17 protein-coding genes are annotated in these 18,487 nt (G+C 45.9%); 12 read left to right on the top strand and 5 right to left on the bottom strand.

Going from position 1 to position 18,487, the window contains the following annotated elements; translation table 11 throughout:
* Window positions 1-29 precede the first annotated feature (29 nt).
* The 6 genes from OZ401_RS04400 (at window position 30) to nagA (ending at window position 6,684) form a co-directional block, all read left to right on the top strand.
* On the top strand, window positions 30-512 hold the full coding sequence (locus OZ401_RS04400) for a dual specificity protein phosphatase 23 (RefSeq protein ID WP_341469495.1): 483 nt from the start codon (window positions 30-32) through the stop codon (window positions 510-512).
* Window positions 513-778: 266 nt separating this feature from the next.
* The gene (locus OZ401_RS04395) at window positions 779-1,984 is read left to right on the top strand and encodes a Coenzyme F420 hydrogenase/dehydrogenase, beta subunit C-terminal domain (protein ID WP_341469494.1); all 1,206 of its coding nucleotides are present in this window, start codon (window positions 779-781) and stop codon (window positions 1,982-1,984) included.
* Between the two features lie 134 nt (window positions 1,985-2,118).
* Window positions 2,119-3,048 carry an N-acetylmuramic acid 6-phosphate etherase gene (gene murQ / locus OZ401_RS04390; RefSeq protein ID WP_341469493.1) on the top strand — a complete coding sequence of 310 codons (930 nt, stop codon included), beginning with the start codon at window positions 2,119-2,121 and terminating at the stop codon, window positions 3,046-3,048.
* A 3-nt stretch (window positions 3,049-3,051) separates the two neighbouring features.
* The gene (locus OZ401_RS04385; RefSeq protein ID WP_341469492.1) at window positions 3,052-3,978 is read left to right on the top strand and encodes a BadF/BadG/BcrA/BcrD ATPase family protein; all 927 of its coding nucleotides are present in this window, start codon (window positions 3,052-3,054) and stop codon (window positions 3,976-3,978) included.
* A 4-nt stretch (window positions 3,979-3,982) separates the two neighbouring features.
* Window positions 3,983-5,542, top strand: coding sequence for a glycoside hydrolase family 3 N-terminal domain-containing protein (locus OZ401_RS04380; RefSeq protein ID WP_341469491.1), 1,560 nt, complete (start codon window positions 3,983-3,985; stop codon window positions 5,540-5,542).
* On the top strand, window positions 5,542-6,684 hold the full coding sequence (nagA, locus tag OZ401_RS04375) for an N-acetylglucosamine-6-phosphate deacetylase (protein WP_341469490.1): 1,143 nt from the start codon (window positions 5,542-5,544) through the stop codon (window positions 6,682-6,684). Before OZ401_RS04380 ends, nagA begins: the two co-directional genes overlap by 1 nt.
* A 6-nt stretch (window positions 6,685-6,690) precedes the next feature.
* On the opposite strand, the gene OZ401_RS04370 is transcribed toward nagA, so the two are convergent.
* The 3 genes from OZ401_RS04370 to OZ401_RS04360 all read right to left on the bottom strand — a co-directional run bounded on the left by OZ401_RS04370 (window position 6,691) and on the right by OZ401_RS04360 (window position 9,167).
* Window positions 6,691-7,311 (bottom strand): FMN-binding negative transcriptional regulator, encoded by a 621-nt coding sequence (locus tag OZ401_RS04370; protein WP_341469489.1) that lies wholly within the window; start codon window positions 7,309-7,311, stop codon window positions 6,691-6,693.
* 78 nt (window positions 7,312-7,389) lie between these two features.
* A complete protein-coding gene (locus OZ401_RS04365; protein WP_341469488.1) occupies window positions 7,390-8,670 on the bottom strand; it encodes an acetyl-CoA hydrolase/transferase family protein in 1,281 nt (426 codons plus the stop codon).
* Window positions 8,671-8,858: 188 nt separating this feature from the next.
* Window positions 8,859-9,167, bottom strand: a complete 309-nt coding sequence (locus tag OZ401_RS04360; protein ID WP_341469487.1) for a hypothetical protein — start codon at window positions 9,165-9,167, stop codon at window positions 8,859-8,861.
* 603 nt (window positions 9,168-9,770) lie between these two features.
* Here OZ401_RS04360 and OZ401_RS04355 point away from each other — a divergent pair.
* The 6 genes from OZ401_RS04355 (at window position 9,771) to OZ401_RS04330 (ending at window position 17,917) form a co-directional block, all read left to right on the top strand.
* Complete coding sequence (locus OZ401_RS04355; RefSeq protein WP_341469486.1) at window positions 9,771-10,673, top strand: alpha/beta fold hydrolase; 903 nt, start codon at window positions 9,771-9,773, stop codon at window positions 10,671-10,673.
* A 10-nt stretch (window positions 10,674-10,683) separates the two neighbouring features.
* Complete coding sequence (locus tag OZ401_RS04350; RefSeq protein ID WP_341469485.1) at window positions 10,684-12,741, top strand: glycoside hydrolase family 172 protein; 2,058 nt, start codon at window positions 10,684-10,686, stop codon at window positions 12,739-12,741.
* 160 nt (window positions 12,742-12,901) lie between these two features.
* Window positions 12,902-14,218: an N-acetylmuramoyl-L-alanine amidase gene (locus tag OZ401_RS04345; RefSeq protein WP_341469484.1), complete on the top strand. Its 1,317-nt coding sequence runs from the start codon at window positions 12,902-12,904 to the stop codon at window positions 14,216-14,218.
* Window positions 14,219-14,371: 153 nt separating this feature from the next.
* Entirely contained in the window at window positions 14,372-15,385 is a 1,014-nt protein-coding gene (locus OZ401_RS04340; protein ID WP_341469483.1) for a carbohydrate ABC transporter permease, read from the top strand.
* Window positions 15,382-16,254 carry a carbohydrate ABC transporter permease gene (locus tag OZ401_RS04335; RefSeq protein ID WP_341469482.1) on the top strand — a complete coding sequence of 291 codons (873 nt, stop codon included), beginning with the start codon at window positions 15,382-15,384 and terminating at the stop codon, window positions 16,252-16,254. The genes OZ401_RS04340 and OZ401_RS04335 overlap by 4 nt, the downstream gene beginning before the upstream one ends.
* 79 nt (window positions 16,255-16,333) lie before the next feature.
* A complete protein-coding gene (locus OZ401_RS04330; protein WP_341469481.1) occupies window positions 16,334-17,917 on the top strand; it encodes an ABC transporter substrate-binding protein in 1,584 nt (527 codons plus the stop codon).
* 65 nt (window positions 17,918-17,982) lie between these two features.
* Here OZ401_RS04330 and OZ401_RS04325 read toward each other — a convergent pair whose 3' ends face one another.
* Together OZ401_RS04325 and OZ401_RS04320 are read right to left on the bottom strand one after the other, a co-directional pair.
* Entirely contained in the window at window positions 17,983-18,201 is a 219-nt protein-coding gene (locus OZ401_RS04325) for a hypothetical protein (RefSeq protein WP_341469480.1), read from the bottom strand.
* 59 nt (window positions 18,202-18,260) lie between these two features.
* Complete coding sequence (locus tag OZ401_RS04320) at window positions 18,261-18,437, bottom strand: hypothetical protein (protein ID WP_341469479.1); 177 nt, start codon at window positions 18,435-18,437, stop codon at window positions 18,261-18,263.
* Window positions 18,438-18,487 lie beyond the last annotated feature (50 nt).

Below are 18,487 nucleotides of genomic sequence, written 5' to 3'. Positions count from 1 at the left end.
GACCAAAATGAAGAAAAGGTATTGGCTTTATGCTGGAAAATTGGGGTTGGGTAATCGAAGGGAAACTGGCGGGTAGCGCTCTTCCGGGTGGAAGCGGTAAAGAGGATGAAGACCTCCTATTTTTGCATCAACAGGGTATTCGTGCCATCGTTTCTTTGTCCCAAAAAAGCCCACGCCCCGATTTACTTCAAAAATACCAGATAATGCACAAGCATTTGCCACTTCCCGATTTTAGCGCGCCTACAGTTGAACAGATTGAAAAGCTCGTCCACTTTATTGAGAAACGAATACAGCGTCTAGAGCCTGTGCTGATTCATTGTCGCGCCGGTTATGGCAGAACCGGTACTATACTGGCTTGCTATTTGGTACATCGCGGTATGAGCGCCTCTCAAGCAATCGCGGAGATAAGGCGGATTCGTCCTGGTTCGATTGAAATCAAGGAGCAGGAGCGCGCGGTACAGGAATATGCGCGACGTTTGCATGTAATGCCCTTAGAGGGGACAAATTGGTAGCGGTGCAACTTGGTAGGATATAAGGTAGTTACTGCTACAGACGCAAGCCCTACAGCTACACTAATATGCTTACAATTATAAATATTCAAAATGCTTTTTAATGCTGCTATTTGCCAGCCCTACAATACACATACACTACCTTTGCACTTTAGCATTTTAAGCTGATTTTGAAAGGACTCACTACACTAGGCAGTAGTTTACCATTTCAAAACCATAGCAATAGTAGAAAGTGCAAGCATAGTGATAACTAAAAGCGAGTTAAGATAATGAGCCAGACTTACGAGCAGAATCCATTAATTCAGGTCTCCCGCAAGGGCGAATCTACTTCAAACCGCCTTGACAAACCATTGATGTGCAGTCGCTGTGGTCTTTGCTATTCAAACCGCCGCGAACAATTGGTGGATGCTTGTGTCTTTGTAGGGAATCGCTACGAAGAAATTGAGCAGCGAGTACATGGTCGGGGGCGACAACCCGGTTCTGATGAGGATATGTTTGGCATTTTCCAGCACATGTACGCTGCCCGCTTGAAACAGCCGATAGAAGGCGCACAGTGGACCGGCATTATGAGTACAGTGGCAAGTATGCTGCTGAAAAATAATATGGTGGACGGCGTAATCGTGGTAGATAATGTACCCGGCACTCGCTTTAAACCCCAGCCTAGAGTTGCTACCACCGTTGAAGAAATAATTGCGGCAAAAGGGAACAAGCCCTGCCTATCCCAAAACGTTTCCGCTATCGAAGAAGCCGAAAAGCGAGGGCTTAAACGAATTGCCTTTATCGGTAACGGTTGCCAAACGCATGCTGTGCGTTCTATTCAAGAGACTCTGCCCTTTGACAAAATCTACTTTCTGGGCTTGCCCTGTACCGATGTAGTGACTTATCAGAAGTGGAACAAGTTCCTTGATGTGGTATCGGAGTCACCTACTACGGTAGTTCACCTTGAGTTTATGCCGGATTATCGCGTCTGGATGAAGCATGAGGATGGACATATCGAGAAAATCGGCTTCTTCGAACTGGACTTGGACAAGATGGGTGCGGATATTTTCCCGGATAGTTGCCTGAGTTGCTTTGACTACGCCAATGCTCTTTCGGATATAACGATAGGTTATTTGGGCGCAACGATGCCCTTCCAATGGATCACTGTTCGTACTAAGGTTGGCGAAGAGCTATTCGAAATGCTGCGTCCGCACTTGGAATTTACGCCGTTGGTTGAAAAGGGCGATTACCATCGTGCCGTCCAACTTTCGGTAGATATGCTAAATAAGCCACCCCGCAAATTGCCGAAATGGGGCGCAAAACTTCTTACCTTCGTGGTAAGGCATCGCGGTTTGAAGGGCATCAATTTTGCCCGCGGTACTCTCACTATGAAGTGGGCGCGCAACCTTGATCATATTCGCAAGAATTTCTCGGAACACGAAGACAAACTTGTGCCTGAATTTGCGAAGCGCGTTCTCAAGCGATACGGCATGTAAATTTCTGTTCTAGAAAAACCCTCGTTTGGTTTAACCGGACGAGGGTTTTTTTGTATGCTTGACGCTAAAAGGCATATCCTGTAAACTGGTATATACATCTATACAATACCCTCGATTCACATTCAGAGGTAAGCATGCAAGGTAAATACATAGAAGAATCCGCACGTGATAGCGATAATCTAGCAACAGAAGGGCGCAATCAGGAAAGCTCTAATCTCGACACCTTGAGCGCACTTGAAATAGTGCAAATAATTAATAATCAAGACGCCTTGGTGGCTCAGGCTATTAAGTTGGGAATACCCTCAATTGCCCGTGCGGTAGAAGAAATTGTAGAACGTTTCAAAAAGGGTGGTAGGCTGATTTATATCGGAGCGGGAACTAGCGGTAGACTTGGCGTGTTGGATGCGTCCGAGTGCCCACCTACTTTTAATACTCCGCCATCAATGGTTATCGGCATTATCGCTGGTGGAGAGATTGCCCTAACCAGTGCGGTGGAAGAAGCCGAAGACAATGCCGAGCTGGGTAAACAGGATTTGATTAAGGTTCAGCTAAACGCGAACGATGCGGTGGTGGGAATTACTGCCAGTGGGCGTACCCCCTACGTTTTGGGTGCGCTAGAATACGCCCGTAGTTGTGGCGCATTCACTATCGGGCTAGCCTGCAATAAATCCACCCCTTTGGAAGCGTTAGCACAAATCAATATTGCGCCTGTTACGGGTCCCGAAGTAGTTTCCGGTTCAACCCGTCTTAAAGCCGGAACAGCCCAGAAAATGGTGCTGAATATGCTGTCAACTGCGGCTATGACATTAATGGGCAAAACCTACGGCAATTTGATGGTAGATGTACGTGTCAGCAATGCCAAACTCCGGCGCAGGGCGGTGCGGATAGTAATTGATTGCACCGGGTTACCAGAAGTAGAAGCTACCACTTTGCTGGAGCGTTGTAATGGAGAAACAAAAGTAGCAATTGTAGCGGCGTTGGCAGGGGTTAGCCCGAATCAGGCAGCCGAAAGACTTGCCAGAACCAGTGGTGTGGTGCGATTGGCATTAAAAGAGGCAGACTAAGCGATGCGCTATTTTGCGGCGGTAGATGGCGGAGCCAGTAAAACTCTGGTGGTAATAGTAGATGAGAGCGGGCAAGAACTTGGGCGGGGCGTTTCAGCAGGCTCGAATTATCAGGCACTTGGACTAGAGAAAGCGGTAACGGCGGTTAAAAAGGCTTTGCTGGAGGCATGCTCAGTTGCAAACCTGTCACCTGCTACCGTTGTACTGGATAAAATCTATTTGGGTTTGTCCGGTCTTGATCGCGCTGATGACCAAGAAATCTGGAAGCAAAAAACTGCCGAGCTTGATTCTCCGCAAGCGCGCGAGATGTTGTTTGGAAATGATGGGGAACTGGTGCTGGCGGCGCTACCGCATTCAATCGGGTTGTGCCTGATTTGCGGCACCGGTTCAATTGCAATCGGGCGTGACCATACTGGAAATCGTACTCGCGCCGGTGGTTGGGGACATTTCTTCGGGGATGAGGGCAGCGGCTTATGGTTCGGGCGCGCGGTTCTACAAAAAGCAGCGCGTATGGAAGATGGGCGTGAACCTGAAACCTTGCTGCTGGATTTAGTTTTGCGAGAATGGAACTTGGCAAGCGCCTCTCAGTTAATCGGGGCAGTTTATACCAACCCCAGTGTAGATAATGCCCGCATCGCCCGCTTGTCGGGTCTGGTGTTTCAAGCTGCCACAGCAGGCGATAGAACCGCGGTGGCATTAATCGAAGAAGCGGCGGAAGAACTAGCTTTAATTGTAAAAGCGGTTTATCGCAAACTAGAATTTTCTGGGTCGCCTTCACTGGCAGTAGCGGGTGGGGTAATTTTAAATCACCCGGTACTGCTTGCCAGAGTTGAAGCGCTACTAAGGACGCAAATTCAACTGGATAAAATCGTGCAAGTGCCTGAACCGGCGTTAGCAGCAGCAGTAGCGTTGGCACAAGAAGTGGAGTGAACGTATGAACTTGCTTGAAAAAGTCGGTCAACGTTTTGTGGTAGCATTCGATGGAATTGAATTGAATCCTACTTTGCGGGATTGGTTGCTGGAGTGTCGCCCCGGTGGAGTTATTTTATTCGGTCGCAATATAAAAAGCATCGAGCAGGTAGCTGCGCTTACAACAAATTTGCAAGATTTAGCCGTCCAAAACGGGTTGCCTCCTTTTATTATCGCGATTGATGAGGAGGGCGGTAGAGTTAGCCGTATGAGCGCGGATGGTTCACCGTGGATTGCGCCAAGCCAAATGGCACAAGCCTCCGCTGGAATTGATGCAGTACGCGCTGCCGCCGGAGTAACGGCGAGACGCTTGCAACGTATGGGCATCAACCTCAATTTTGCACCTGTAGCAGATATAAATAATAATCCCCACAACCCTGTAATAGGTAGCCGCAGTTACGGTAGCGACTCTGCTATTGTGGCGGAGATGGTGGCAGCCGCAATAGAAGTGTATAACGCTGCCGAGATTGGCAGTTGCGTAAAACATTTTCCGGGGCATGGTGATACCGGCGTGGATAGTCATTTTGGCTTGCCGGTTATTTCGCACACCCGCGAACGCTTGGACGCGGTAGAGCTTATCCCTTTCCGGCGTGCCTTCGCTGCTAACGTTCCGGCGCTGATGACTGCCCATGTTATGTTTCCGGCTTTGGAACAGGCTGTTCCGGTTACCTTAAGCCGGAAATTTCTGACCGAACTTTTACGCGAAGTGCTTGGATTCGGTGGGTTGGTTTTCACCGATGCGCTTGATATGAAAGCGATTGCCGAACGCTACACCCCTGCCGAATCAGCCCTTGCAACTTTGCGAGCAGGCGCAGATGTTGCTTTGCCGTGTTTTACTATGGAAATCCAACGCGACACTATTCGCCAAATGGTGAGCGCTGCTTCTGAAAATGCTTTTGAACTTGAGGAAGGCTTGCAACGGGTATTGTCTTTCAAAGAGCGTTTTTGTAAGCCTGAGCAGAGAGCTTATTCGCTAGACGACCTATATCAGGAAGCGTTGGATGCTCAAACAATCCTTGAGGTGGCGCGAGAGAGCCTAACGTTGGTTTCGGTTCGGTCGGGTTTCCGCTTTGGCGTGCATGTTGAAAATCCTGCGGTTATAGAATTTACGCTACCATCCGCTTCTCCGGTTGAAGAAGGTAGGCAGGCTACCCTCTTGCTCCGCACATTGCTTTCCGACCACTGGGAGAACTTGCGATATTTAAAGCTACCTGCTCAACCTTCTACTGAGCAGATTGCGCTTGCTTGCCACTTGGCAAGTACAGCCGACAATCTGACTATACTTGCCCGCAATGCGGCAAGGAATGAGTCACAGGCTTGGGCATTGAAGGAGTTGATCAAAATTCAGCCCCATACGGTGGTGGTAGCAGCTAGAGACCCCTACGAGTTGAATCTCACCAAAGATGCGGCAGCATGTCTTGCCACTTTTGGCGATCCTCCATGCTCGATCAGGGCATTGGCAGAGGTTTTGCTTGGTAAGTTAACCCCTGTTGGTAAGTTGCCGGTACGGCTAGAGGAAGTATAATGCAGGAATTTTCAATCAGCGGTCAACTTTGGACAGAAGAGGGCTTTCGCGCCGGCAGGCTCACAATCTCCGACGGTAAAATTCAGGGCTGTGAGTATGGCGAGGGTTTAAAAGCCGATTATTCTTTTCCCGATAGCTATGTATGCCCCGGCTTGATTGATATGCAAATAAACGGTGGGCTTGGTTTTGATTTTACCCAGCAGCCGAATAGCGTGGGAGAAGTGGCTAAAGCCTTACCACGTTGGGGTGTTACTGCCTTTCTACCTACCTATATTACTGCCCCAATTGAAACCTATTTTGAGGCTTTGGGATGGCTTAAAGCAAATGCGGCAACTACAAAAGGAGCAATCCCACTCGGCGCACATATTGAGGGACCCTTCCTAAATCCACGCTACAAAGGGGCGCACGAAGAAACTTTCTTACGTCACCCTTCACTGGAAGAAACGCACCGTTTATGGGAATGCGCTGGTGACTGCTTGAAATTGATGACCCTTGCGCCGGAATTGGTGGGGGCGTTGGAAGTTGCAAACTGGTTGCATGAAAAAGGGATAATAGTGTCGGCGGGGCATACCGCTGCAACTTATGAAGAAGGTCTAGTGGCTTTTGAATCTGGCATCAGACTGGTTACTCACCTGTTCAATGCCATGCCCTCCTTACACCATCGCAAACCGGGTATCGTGGGGGTTTCTCTGGCAGCCAAAGATACTTTTTGCGGAATAATAGTAGATGGAATACACCTCCATCCCGGTATAGTAAGGCTGGTATATCGCTTGAAGGGCGCAGCAAATATTCTACTGGTGACAGATGCGATGGCTGGCATGGGCATGCCTCCGGGTAAATACGTGCTGGGTGGACAGGAAGTAATAGTGACCGACAAAACGGCAAGGCTGGCTAATTTTGCCGGAACTCTTGCCGGTAGTATCTTGACTTTAAACCAAGCGATTGCCAATATGATTGTCTATACCGATTGTAGTGTCGCCGAAGCGGTGGGAATGGCTTCCCTGAATCCGGCGCGTTTACTTGGTATTGATAAGCGTAAAGGACGGCTTGAAGCAGGCTATGATGCAGATATAGCAGTTTTCAAGCCCGACAATTTTGAGACTCTAATGACGCTGGTGAATGGGGAAATTCTCTATAATTAGCGCGAATTACTTTTCAACTCGCTTCATAATATCACTCACTTCGGCTACCAATGGGTCGGTACTGCCCTCTAAAGCCCTTATAACGCCGCTGCGGTCGCTTTCTCCCCGATTCTGGCTCATCTTATACTTGCCTTCCAACCGGGTAATTTCGATTTCAATTCCCACAATTCCTTTAACCATATTCTGCATATAATCTTCAGGTAAATCCATCGTCCATGGGTGTGGGTAATGCTGTTCATGATTCTGTACTAATGTACCGAGCATTGGGTGTACATTGTCATAGCCTTCGAGTAGGCGCGGTATGCCGTAGGCGTGGATTGCCACATAATTCCAAGTCGGCACACTTGGATGCACTTCGTACCATGAAGGAGAAATATAAGCGTGCGGTCCTTGAAAAATCACCAACGCCTCTACCCCTTCGCTAAAATCTTGCCATTGTTGATTGGCGCGGGCGATATGCGCCTGAAGTGTCCCATACTTACCCCTTGTTTCATCCAGCATAAACGGAATATGAGTAGCTTGAATTGCGCCATTTAAAGCCGTTATTAGAGTGGCAAAATTAAAGCGACGCATCATAGCATGCAATTCGGGCAAATCATTTTCTTCAAAGGATTTTGGTATATACATCTAGCTATTCTCCAGAAATGGGAATGCTCTCTTACCTTCCCAGGAAGAGAGCATTGTACAACGGAAAGTTTGAATCAATTAGTAATAGATTTTGCCAAAACGTTTGAAGGCAGATTCTTCAAGGGCAGCGCGGTTGTTTGGATGTGCAATATCAATCAGCATTCGGGCGCGTTGCCTTAAATTCTTGCCATAAAGGTTAACATAACCGTATTCGGTTACGATATAGTGGACATGAGCGCGGGTAGTTACTACGCCTGCCCCTTCCTTGAGGAAAGGCGTTATTCTGGATTCACCCTTGCTGGTGACTGAGGGCAGCGCAATAATGGGTTTGCCACCCGGTGAGAGCATCGCGCCTCGCATGAAGTCCATCTGACCACCTACGCCAGAATACATGTAAGTTCCGATTGAGTCGGCGCAAACCTGCCCAGTCAAATCCACTTCCAATGCGCTGTTAATCGCGGCAACTTTTGGGTTGCGACGAATTACATGGGTATCGTTAATATAAGCAATATCCAACATAGCTACCAACGGATTATCGTCCACGAAATCATATAATTTGCGGGTTCCCATTACAAACCCTGCGACAATTTTACCGGGGTGGGTGACTTTTTCTTCTCCGGTAATTACGCCTCTTTGCACAAGCTCAATCACTCCATCGGAGAACATTTCGGTATGTACTCCCAAACGCTGATGGTGCTTGAGAGAATCCAGAACGGCATCTGGGATTGCGCCGATACCCATTTGCAGGGTAGCGCCATCTTCGACTAATTCAGCGATATGGCGACCAATTGCTTTTTCTTCCTCAGAAAGAGTCGGGCGAGGATGCTCATGAAGGGGGTCATCACATTCCACAATTGCATCAAACTCGCTGATATGTACCAGTCCATCCCCATGCGTTCTCGGCATATTAGGATTTACCTGAGCAATTACATGCTTTGCCATCTGTACGGCAGCGCGAGTGCTTTCCACCGAGATCCCTAATGAGCAAAAGCCATGTTTATCGGGCGGAGAAACCTGCACCATTGCGACATCCAAGGGTATAATATTGTGACGAAACAGGTTTGGCACTTCACTTAGAAATACGGGGGTGTAATTAGCTTGTCCTAAATCAACCGCTTTGCGCATATTTGGTGCCACAAAGAGGGCATTGGTCTGGAAACTTTCCGCTAATTCGGGGGCTGTGTAAGGCGCTTGTCCTTCGGTGTGCAGGTGAATTACTTCCACGTTTCTTAATTCCGGCGCTCTGTCGGTCATTGCATTTATTAAACGTTGAGGCGCAGCCGAAATAGAATGGATATAGACCCTGTCTCCTGATTTGATTACTTTTACTGCTTTTTCGCTACTAACGTAGGTATACATAAAGGTTCAAACTCCTGAAAAATATATTTATTTACTGCTGGTAACGCAGTTACTTTTACAGTATAGCAAAAAAGCCGAATAATTTTTGCGTACTAATACCTATCTAGTGCTAGAAAAGCGGGGAAAACTAGGCAAAAAAAAAGGAATGCAATATATTTGCATTCCCTCCGCCCTAAATCTGCACCGAATTAATCGATGTTAGCGCGTGCTTTATCTTTTTCCATACTCTTTACCAGAGTATTATCAATAGTTTCATTGAAACCGTCTACAACCGAACGAACTGCTAGGAAGCATTCGTGTACGGCGTTCTTAGTGTGATAGCGAGAAGCTGCCGGTAGCAGTTTCAAAGGAATAGTGCCAACTCCGAGACCCAGATTGACTAACTGCTTTGCAAAATTGCTGACTGTGCCAATCAGGTTTCCGGTGGAGGAGCTAAAGCTGTCCAACTCTTCAATCTCGTCCGAATCGCTCACTTTAATTTTGATATCATTTGCCATAGATTACATCCCTCATCAATATTGTTGATTTTGAATCCATAACGCAGTGCGTCATAACTCAATTATAATATTCTAAAACTCCTCTTGTCAAGGTGTACTAACCGATTTTTTGACTTAGCATTTATTTGAAATATTGGCTACTACTACACTTGAGGTATTTATAAATTGGACGTTCAGAGTGGAATTTTTGTAATTACAAATGCCCTACCTTGATATAAAAGAAATTATAAATGCAACTATCATCCATTAATGGATAAATAATATTAGAATTATATAAGAAATAGAAATTCGATTGTTGCAATTGTAACATTTAGGGTATTACAGGCGTAATATATATTGAGAGTGGTAATGATGAGGCAATGAAGCCACAATCAGATAGCCCTCTTTACAATTGCAAACGAAGCGATTGTAGTGATTAGCCTCTAAGTTTATATTCTCCTGTAAAATTTTCCTCCCACACAAATAATGCGAGCACAAACGGCGCCTGTAACTATACAGGCGTCTTTTTTTCCTATTTTCACGTTAGCTCATTTTGAGGTAAAATACGAAATGTTATTCTTGGAGACTATTTATTCATACTCAATGTAGAGGATTTGAAGTGAGATGACGATTAGAACAATACACCAGCCTCGTAACGGTTTCGCATCCGGTTCGCACCCTGGAATCAAATTAGCTTATGCCGATTGGGGTCCCGTAGATGCCTCCCCTGAAAAAACAATTGTGGGGGTACATGGTATTACTGCCAACTTGATAGGTTGGGATGCTTTTGCAGAAAAGTTAGCAACTTCTGGCTATCGTTTTATCGTCTATGACTTGCGCGGCAGAGGCGAGAGCAGCAAGCCTGCCAACGGTTATGACCTTACCACCCATAGCTTTGACCTTCGCGCCTTGTTAGATTACTTCAATATTGAGCAAGCTAACGTATTAGGGCACTCTTTAGGCGCTGCTATAGGGGTATATTTTAGCGCACACTATCCTGAGAGAGTCCGCCGTTTGGTTTTATTGGATGGCGGCGCACCTTTACCTTCAGACACTTGGCAAGCAATCGCTCGTTCGTTAGACCGCCTCGGTAAAACTTTCCCTTCGCTTGAAGCCTATCTCTCATTGTTCAAGGCTTCTCCCTACTTCCCGACTTGGAACGATTATGTGGCAAATTACTATAAGTACGATGTAATCCAGAATCAGGATGGAACTGTGACTCCAAAATGCCAGAAAGAAGCCATAATGGAGGAGCAGCACAACCTAAATAATATGGAAAAATATCTTTCCGCTCTGCATACGCATATCAAAGCGCCAACCCTGATTCTGCGTGCTACCGATGGCTTGCTTGACAACGGCAAAGCCGGTTTCATTCTAACTCCCGATGGTAGCGAGAAAATGGCACAAAGTATTCCGGGTGGCGGTAGAACAATAGATATTAACGGAACTAACCATTTCACCATTCTCATGGATGAGGGGCAGGGGCGTGATGAGGTAATGAGCCTCGTAACCAAACACCTAGAATAAGGGGGCGCGCTTGTTAAATTTCATGGTGGCTGTAATTTTGATGTTCCAACTTATCTTGCCACCATTACTACCACCTGAACAAAAATCAACGGATATTTGCGTTGAACCGACTTTGCTGCAATTGACGAACAGTATAGCAGGTCTGCTAAAAGGAGATGGCTCACGGGGTGTAGCAGCATTAACCGATTTTGAAGCATTGCCAACTTTTCAGGAAGACAGCACAGTTAAAGAGATTTCCAGTGTTGACCCTACTGGAGGCAATGTGGATGCCTTTAATTTTCTAGATCGTGACCCCAACGGCGAATATGTGATTCTGGATGAACAAGGTCCCGGTTATATTTATAATTCGTGGATGACCAGCTTGCCGGGTGGTGGGTTGCCGGGTGGAAACATCCGTTTCTACTTTGATGGCTCTTCCAAGCCGCTTATTGATATTCCTGTCGCCAGTTTCTTTGATGGCACAACCGCACCCTTTTCTGAACCTTTGAGTTTCACGGCAGCGGTTGGCAATGCTAACGGCTGTGTGCGCTGTAAATCTACTTACTTTAATAGTTATCCGATTGGTTTTCTGAAATCGGCTAAAGTGACCTTGCAGAATGTACCCGGTTATTATCATTTTTATGTAAAAAAATATGCTTCTAATTTGGGGGTAAGCACTTATAACGGCAAGGAAAATCTGAGTGAAGTGCGCCGCATCTGGGGAAATAGCGGTAGTGACCCGAAAGAGCTAAAGGCACAAAGGACAGTTTCTGCACAGAAGAAGTTGTTAAATGATGGTAAGCCCGTAGCGTTATTTTCAGACCTAAGTCCCGGTTCAATCTCGGCAATTGCTTTGCGCCCAGACCGCATAGATGCAGATGTGTTGCTAAACCTGAAAATCCAGATTTTTTGGGATGATGAGCCTACACCTTCAGTTGAAGTTCCGGTTGGTTTTTTCTTTGGCGGGGGAATGAGCTTGCGTCCCTTCAGTTCCTTGATGGCAGGAATGCCGGAAAAAGGTCTATGGTATAATTATTTCCCCATGCCCTACTGGAAAAATGCCACTATACAACTGGTAAATTCAACCGCTAACCCACTACTAGTTGATTTTGAGGTAAGTTCCGGTACTAATATTTACCAGAAGAATACAAGCGGTACTTTCCGTGCCACTTATCGCAATACTCCTAAAACTACACTTGGCACCGATTGGCAATTATTGAGTATCAAAGGTCGCGGGCAATTGGTAGGGGTAGTCATGAGCACAGCCCTGACAGGTGATAAGGATAGTTGGTGGGAAGGAGACGAGAGATTTTATATTGATGGTAGTCGTTCTCCTCAAATTAACGGAACAGGCACAGAAGATTTTTTCAATATGGCGTATGAACCAAACTCCTTCTGGGTTTCGCCACTATCCGGCACCACTACCAACAGCCTAAACAATAATGGCGAGCCTGACCGTGATATGAGTTGGTATCGCTGGCTCATTCCAGATGCTCTTAATTTTCAAAATAGTCTTAATGCGGGATTTGAAATCGGGCCGGTAAATGATATTGCTGCTACCGACCGCCGAGCAGTTGCTTTCTGGTATGGCGTAACCGATTCTCCTTCTGCTATTACAGATACGCTAACTATTGGAAACAGCGCAGATGAAAAGGCGCACGATTATAAGGTGCAAGGGCGTACTTTTTTAGGCTCACGCACTTTGCCCTATCCGGGCGATCAAAGGGTTACTTTACGAACTTTTGATGGAGTTGGCTTTACTGGGCAGAGTTCTTTTAACGTAAAAGTTAAGCCGGAAGCAAAGGCAATTCTATTGAGACGACATACAGATGTGGGAACCGGAAATCAAGCGGCAGAGGTAGTGGTAAACGGGATTTCAGCGGGTTTGTGGCAAGAGCGGTTGACTATCAAGGGTGGTGAATGGCGCGATAGTGAGTTCCTGCTACCTTCTTATTTGACCAGAGGCAAGGACAAACTTAACATAACTATTAAGTTTGTAAATTCTACTAAGGATTGGAACGAATTTGGGTATGAGGTTCTGTCGCTAGGCAGCAAATTTCAATCGGTCAATAGCTGTCCGCGTCCTTGATTTAGCAAAAGCTGTTTGCCGAAAAACAGGCTTATAGCTAAGATTTATGATAACTTTGGAAATTTAAGCTATAATCTTTTATAGAAAGCTACACCAAAAAATCGCAATATTCATAACAAATCCATAAAGCTATCTAGAATTCGCTAATGAAGGTGAGAGTATGCAAACAAATGCTATTTCCATTGAGCTACACCCGGTAAAAAATTTCTGGAAGGGGCGAGGACAACATCACCCGGTAGCTATAGTTGAGCATACAATGCATGGTACATTGGAGGATACGTTCCGGTATTTTAACGGCGAGTTGGGTAATTACCCGGTTTCGGCACACTATGGAGTAGGGCGGGATGGGCGTATCTGGCAATTTGTGGCAGTTGAGGATACTGCTTGGGCGAATGGGATAGTGCAAGATCATGATACTACCCTTGATTGGGTTACTGACGCATTAAGGGATGGCGTAAATCTTAATGCGATAACTATTTCGATTGAATATGAGGGTTACAGCGGGGAAGCACTGACTGAGGAACAATATGAAGCGGCGGTAGAATTGCACCGCCAATTATTGCCTCAGTGGAATATACCTGCCAATGAGAAGCATATTATTGGTCATTCTCAATTAGACAGGCGAGAGCGGGCTGCCGACCCCGGAGCGGGCTTTCCATGGGCGCGTCTATTACAAGCTCTCGTTAATGTTAATCATAATAATGTAGAAATTGATATTGAGCCTCAAGTAAAACCGCTTTCACTTTGGCTGGATGATATCCCGACCTCGATTCCTTCAGAGCACAGCTTTGGGGTCGCTGATTTATTTGTAGGTGAGTCAGTATTCAAAGCGTCCGAGCCAAGCTCCTCTAGTGAGGCTTTAGATTTAAAACCAGAAATAGATTTACATGAAACAGCACAACTAGCGACAGATGCCTCTGAAGAGCCTTTGAAGCCTTTCACTTTTGAAGATTACTCTCAAGATTTGCAACAAGATGAGGACATCGAAATTGCGTTTGAACCTAGTGACTATGAGATAGCCCCCTCTAGCGATATTCCGTCAATGATCGGTGATGATGATCGCGCCTTGTTTTTTAACCACGCTCTCACGCATCCCGGAGAATTACCCCCCCCACCGCCTGTGTTGCCTAATTTTGACGTTGAAAAAGAGTTTGAGTCTTTTTTTCAGGATGAGTTATTTGCCAATAAGCCCGTTTCATATAAAGAATCTACAGATAATTTTATCAGGGCAGCTATTGGAAGCGGCATAATTAATGTTGATCTGGCAAATATACGCAAATCGCCTTCTATGGAGCAAGGCACGGTATTACGAACTGCTCAACGAGGTAATAGATTTCAATTCGATGGTTATGTGGTCGGTCCCGAATTGATGGGTAGTGTGTACTGGCTCCATGTTGCCAATGAACATGAGGAAAGCTGGATACATTCGGCGTTGGTGAGACTGGATTATCCATATGATTTTCCACCTCGCTCCTGAATGCTAACAAGATGTTCACATCTTGTTAAAAACTCCTTAATCTGCTCTTTACAAGAAGGGTCTAGTATTCTTTAGCTTAGAGCAGTAATTTTATCCTTTTTCTCAAAATTATTTATCTGGGCGTATTGTAATTAATAAAAGGGATACTCCTCAATGAGTATAAAACAGGATAATTCTACTGAGGTGCATGGAAAAGGGACAGTGGCTAACGCAAATGGCGAGCCTGTAATGATTGTGCCTGAGCGTACTCCTGAAGAAAAACGCAATATGGCGCGAAATCGCCGGATTGAGTTTGCTTGGGCGATGCTTTACATGCTACCTGCCTTGATAATATTTATAGCTTTCACTTATGTTCCATTTTTCCGAGCAATCTACCTTAGCTTTTTTATTACGGATGCTAGAGGCGACCCGGTTAAATTTAACGATGTAAAATACTACTCACGCATTCTGAATTTGGACGATAGCGGGCGATCCGAATACTTGCGTAGTATTTGGACTACTATCGTTTTTACTATTATGGTAGTGCCATTTGGGGTTGTCGCTTCGCTGGCATTAGCGGTTCTGGCAACTGCTAAAGTGCGGATAATAGGCGTTTTCCGCACGATTTTTACCAGCAGCGTGGCAATTTCTGTGGCTAGTGCCGCGGTCATTTGGTCTTTAATCTATAGCCCAAACGTAAAAGTAACCCAATGGCTTATTGATTTCCTTCAAATCAAGTCCACCACTTTGCTTAATGATGCGCTAACCGCATTACCGGCAGTGGCTTTTATGACTATTTGGTCTTCGCTAGGCTTTAACTTTATTATTACCCTTTCGGGTATTCAGGCAATCCCGCAGGATTTATACGAAAGTGGTCTCATAGATGGCGCAAGTGGTTGGAAGGCATTTCGATTTATTACGCTGCCATTATTAACCCCTACGCTACTTTTCCTGTTTGTCATTTCGGTTATTTCCAGCTTCCAAGCGTTCACTCAGTTCAACGTATTAGTAGGTAATGAAGGTCCCGACGGCACTACCAACGTGCTGGTGTACACTATTTTTACTGCCTTCTGGAAAGATAACCGCTACGGCTTTGCCTCCGCATTATCGGTGGTGCTGTTTGTGGTCTTACTTGTACTGACCTTTATTCAGTTCAAATCGTTGGACAGGAAGGTGCATTATCAATGAGCGCCCAAACTAAGCTGCTTAAAACGGATGCCTATTCCGGGGCATATCAGATAATTCGCCTAATCAAAAAAATAGCGACTTATATCTTGTTGGTAATGGCATCGCTTATTGTGCTGTTCCCGCTATTTTTCTCATTTTCGCTGGCATTGCAAGGTCCTACAATTGCGCCGACATTAATACCAGATTTTAGTAAATTGGATTTCTCCGCGTTCGGGGATGCCTTTAAAATAGAAAAAAACTTAGGACGCTGGATTCTCAACTCTTTTGTGGTGTCACTTCTGGTTACACTCGGACAACTTATTACTTCATCGCTGGCGGGATACGCGCTGGCAACCCTTAATTTTCCGGGTAGAAGCCTTTTCTTCTTTATATTTCTGGGGACACTTATGATACCCTGGGAATCTACAATTATTACCAACTATTTGACTATTTCAAACTGGGGTTGGAAAGATAGTTATCAAGGTTTGGTGGCACCGTTTCTTTCATCCGGCTTTGGTATCTTTTTGATGCGCCAGTATTTTATGACAATCCCTCGTGACCTTTACGAAGCCGCTATTATAGATGGGTGTGGGCGTACTCGCTATCTGTGGTCTATATTGCTGCCATTATCGCGCCCTGCTTTGGGAACTCTGGCGGTTTATGCCTTTTTGAATACTTGGAACCAATATTACTGGCCCTTGCTGGTAATAGATGCCCCTGAATGGCGTACCACTCAGGTCGGTATTACAGTTTTCAGGTCTTCCGAAATTTCGGTTTACAATCTACAAATGGCGGCAACAATTATCGTTATGTTACCAACGCTGCTACTGCTCATTTTCGGTCAACGCCAATTAGTGCGGGGCTTGACCGCGGGTGCGCTTAAAGGTTAAAACAACGGGGAGGTTGACTCCAAAATTACAGGCAGGTTGGCTGTCAATGACCGTATTATGCAAAGAAGGAGAGATCGTTTTGAAGATTAGGAAATCGTGGAAATCAATTTCGCTGGCAGTGGTTATCATAATGATGGCTGCTATGCTGGTGGCTTGCGGTGACAGTACCGCTACTCCTGTGCCTGCTACTACTGCGGCGGCAACAACCGCTGCTGCTACTACTGCGGCAGGTGCGACGACCGCTGCGGCTGCTACCACTGCGGCTGCCGCGACTACTGCGGCGGCAACAACCGCTTCCGCTGCTACCACTGCGGCAGGTGCTACCACTGCGGCTGCACCTGCTCCTACCGCTACTCCTTATCCGACCGTCGCACAACCCGCCGGTTCGCTAAAAATCACTTTCTGGTTTGGCTTAACCGGGGTCAATGGTGCGATTACACAGCAAGTTGTAAACAAGTATAACAGCAGCCAGACCAAATATTATGTTGAAGCAATTCAACAGCCTGATTACGATGCTACCTTGAACAAGTTCAATACTTCTCAGGCAGGTGGCAACTTGCCCAGCGTGGTACAGATTTACGACATCGGTACACAGCGTATGATCGATTCCAAGCGCGTTTTACCTGTTCAGGATTTTATTGATCGTGATAAACTTGATCTTATCAGTGACATTGAACCCGCAGTACGTAACTACTACACTGTTGGGGGCAAACTCTATTCGATGCCTTTCAATACTTCTGCCCCGGTGATGTACTTCAACAAGGCTGCTTTCAAGGAAGCCGGTCTGGATACCGAAAAACGTATCTGGACTTACGATGAAGTAATCGATGCTGCCAAGAAGTTGACTAAGAAGGACAGCAGCGGCAAAACAACCCAATTCGGTGCCGGATTCACTATGTATAGCTGGATTTTCGAACAGCAACTGGCGCTTCAGAACGCCCTTTTCGCCGACCCTACTAACGGACGCGAGACTCGTGCTACAAAACTCGTTTTCAACAGTGATGCGGGCGCTAATTATCCAAACTTGCTAAAGAAGCTGGTGGATGATGGTTCGGCAAAATATTTCGGGCGTGATAGCGGCATAGCTGCCAATGGATCGGCTCGCGATGCTTCTTTTGTAACTGGTGAATCTGCCATTACCTTTAATAGTATCGCCAGTTTGCGCGGTTATATCAGTAGCGCTCAAACCCAAGGTAAGGGTGTAGATGTGGGCGTTGCTTACTTGCCACGTCCTACAGGTTCTACCGGTGGCGTAGCTATTGGTGGCGCTTCTCTGTGGATTACCGACCAAGGTAGCAAAGAACAACAAGAAGCCGCATGGGATTTCGTGAAGTTTACCTCCCAGCCCGAAATCCAGGCGTTCTTCTCAGCTAATACCGGCTACTATCCTATTCGTAAGGCAGCTTACAATGTACAGGATATGAAGGACACGCTAGCTAAATACCCGCAGTTCCAGGTTGCGGTTGACCAGTTGCGGGCTTCCCCTTCCGGCTTCCCGACTGCTGGAGCGATTTTCGGCACTTTCATCTCAACTCGCCAAAACATCGAAGCGGCGGTTGATCAATTGATAACCAAAGGCGGTACTGCCAAGCAATTGTTAGATGATGCTGCCAAAAAGTCCAATGAACAATTGGATGAATATAACGCCACAGTTAAAAAGTAGTTATAAAAATGCCCCCTCCCGTTTGGGAAGGGGCTTTTTTTGATTAATCTTGTTTAGTGTTCTGCTTATTCCGCTTCTTCGATCTCAGGTATATCCTTTTTCTGCTTATAGGTTGTTTGAGAAGGGGTATCCATAGTTTTTTCAGGCTGCGATGTTTTGGCATTGCGACGTTTTAACCAGACTACAACCAGCACTGAAGCTACAAATAATAATAAAAACAACCCCCGCCGCGACTTCTTTTTGCTGGGTTCCTTGCCTTTAGCGATATCTTTAGGTTTTGCCATTTTGTCTCACAAGTATTCTCTAGTGATTGATTATACGAGATACTGCTTTAGTCGGTTCCTTAATCTTTATTGCCGAACATATTACCTAAACCGCCCGGCAATTTGTCTGCAATATTACTCTTAGCGAGCCATTGCGGTATCTGCCCGGCATTTTCCTTGATAAAATTCGCGACTTTTTCCGCAGTCTCTTTGTCAATCCCAACTTTTGAAACGAGTTGATTAATTAATTCATCCATGACAGATATTTCCTTTCAGAAATTAATTGGAAGCTTATTCCGAATAAATA

Source organism: Candidatus Chlorohelix allophototropha (genome assembly GCF_030389965.1).
Classification (GTDB): Bacteria; Chloroflexota; Chloroflexia; order Chloroheliales; family Chloroheliaceae; genus Chlorohelix; species Chlorohelix allophototropha.
This window is presented reverse-complemented; position numbering and strand designations above follow the sequence as displayed.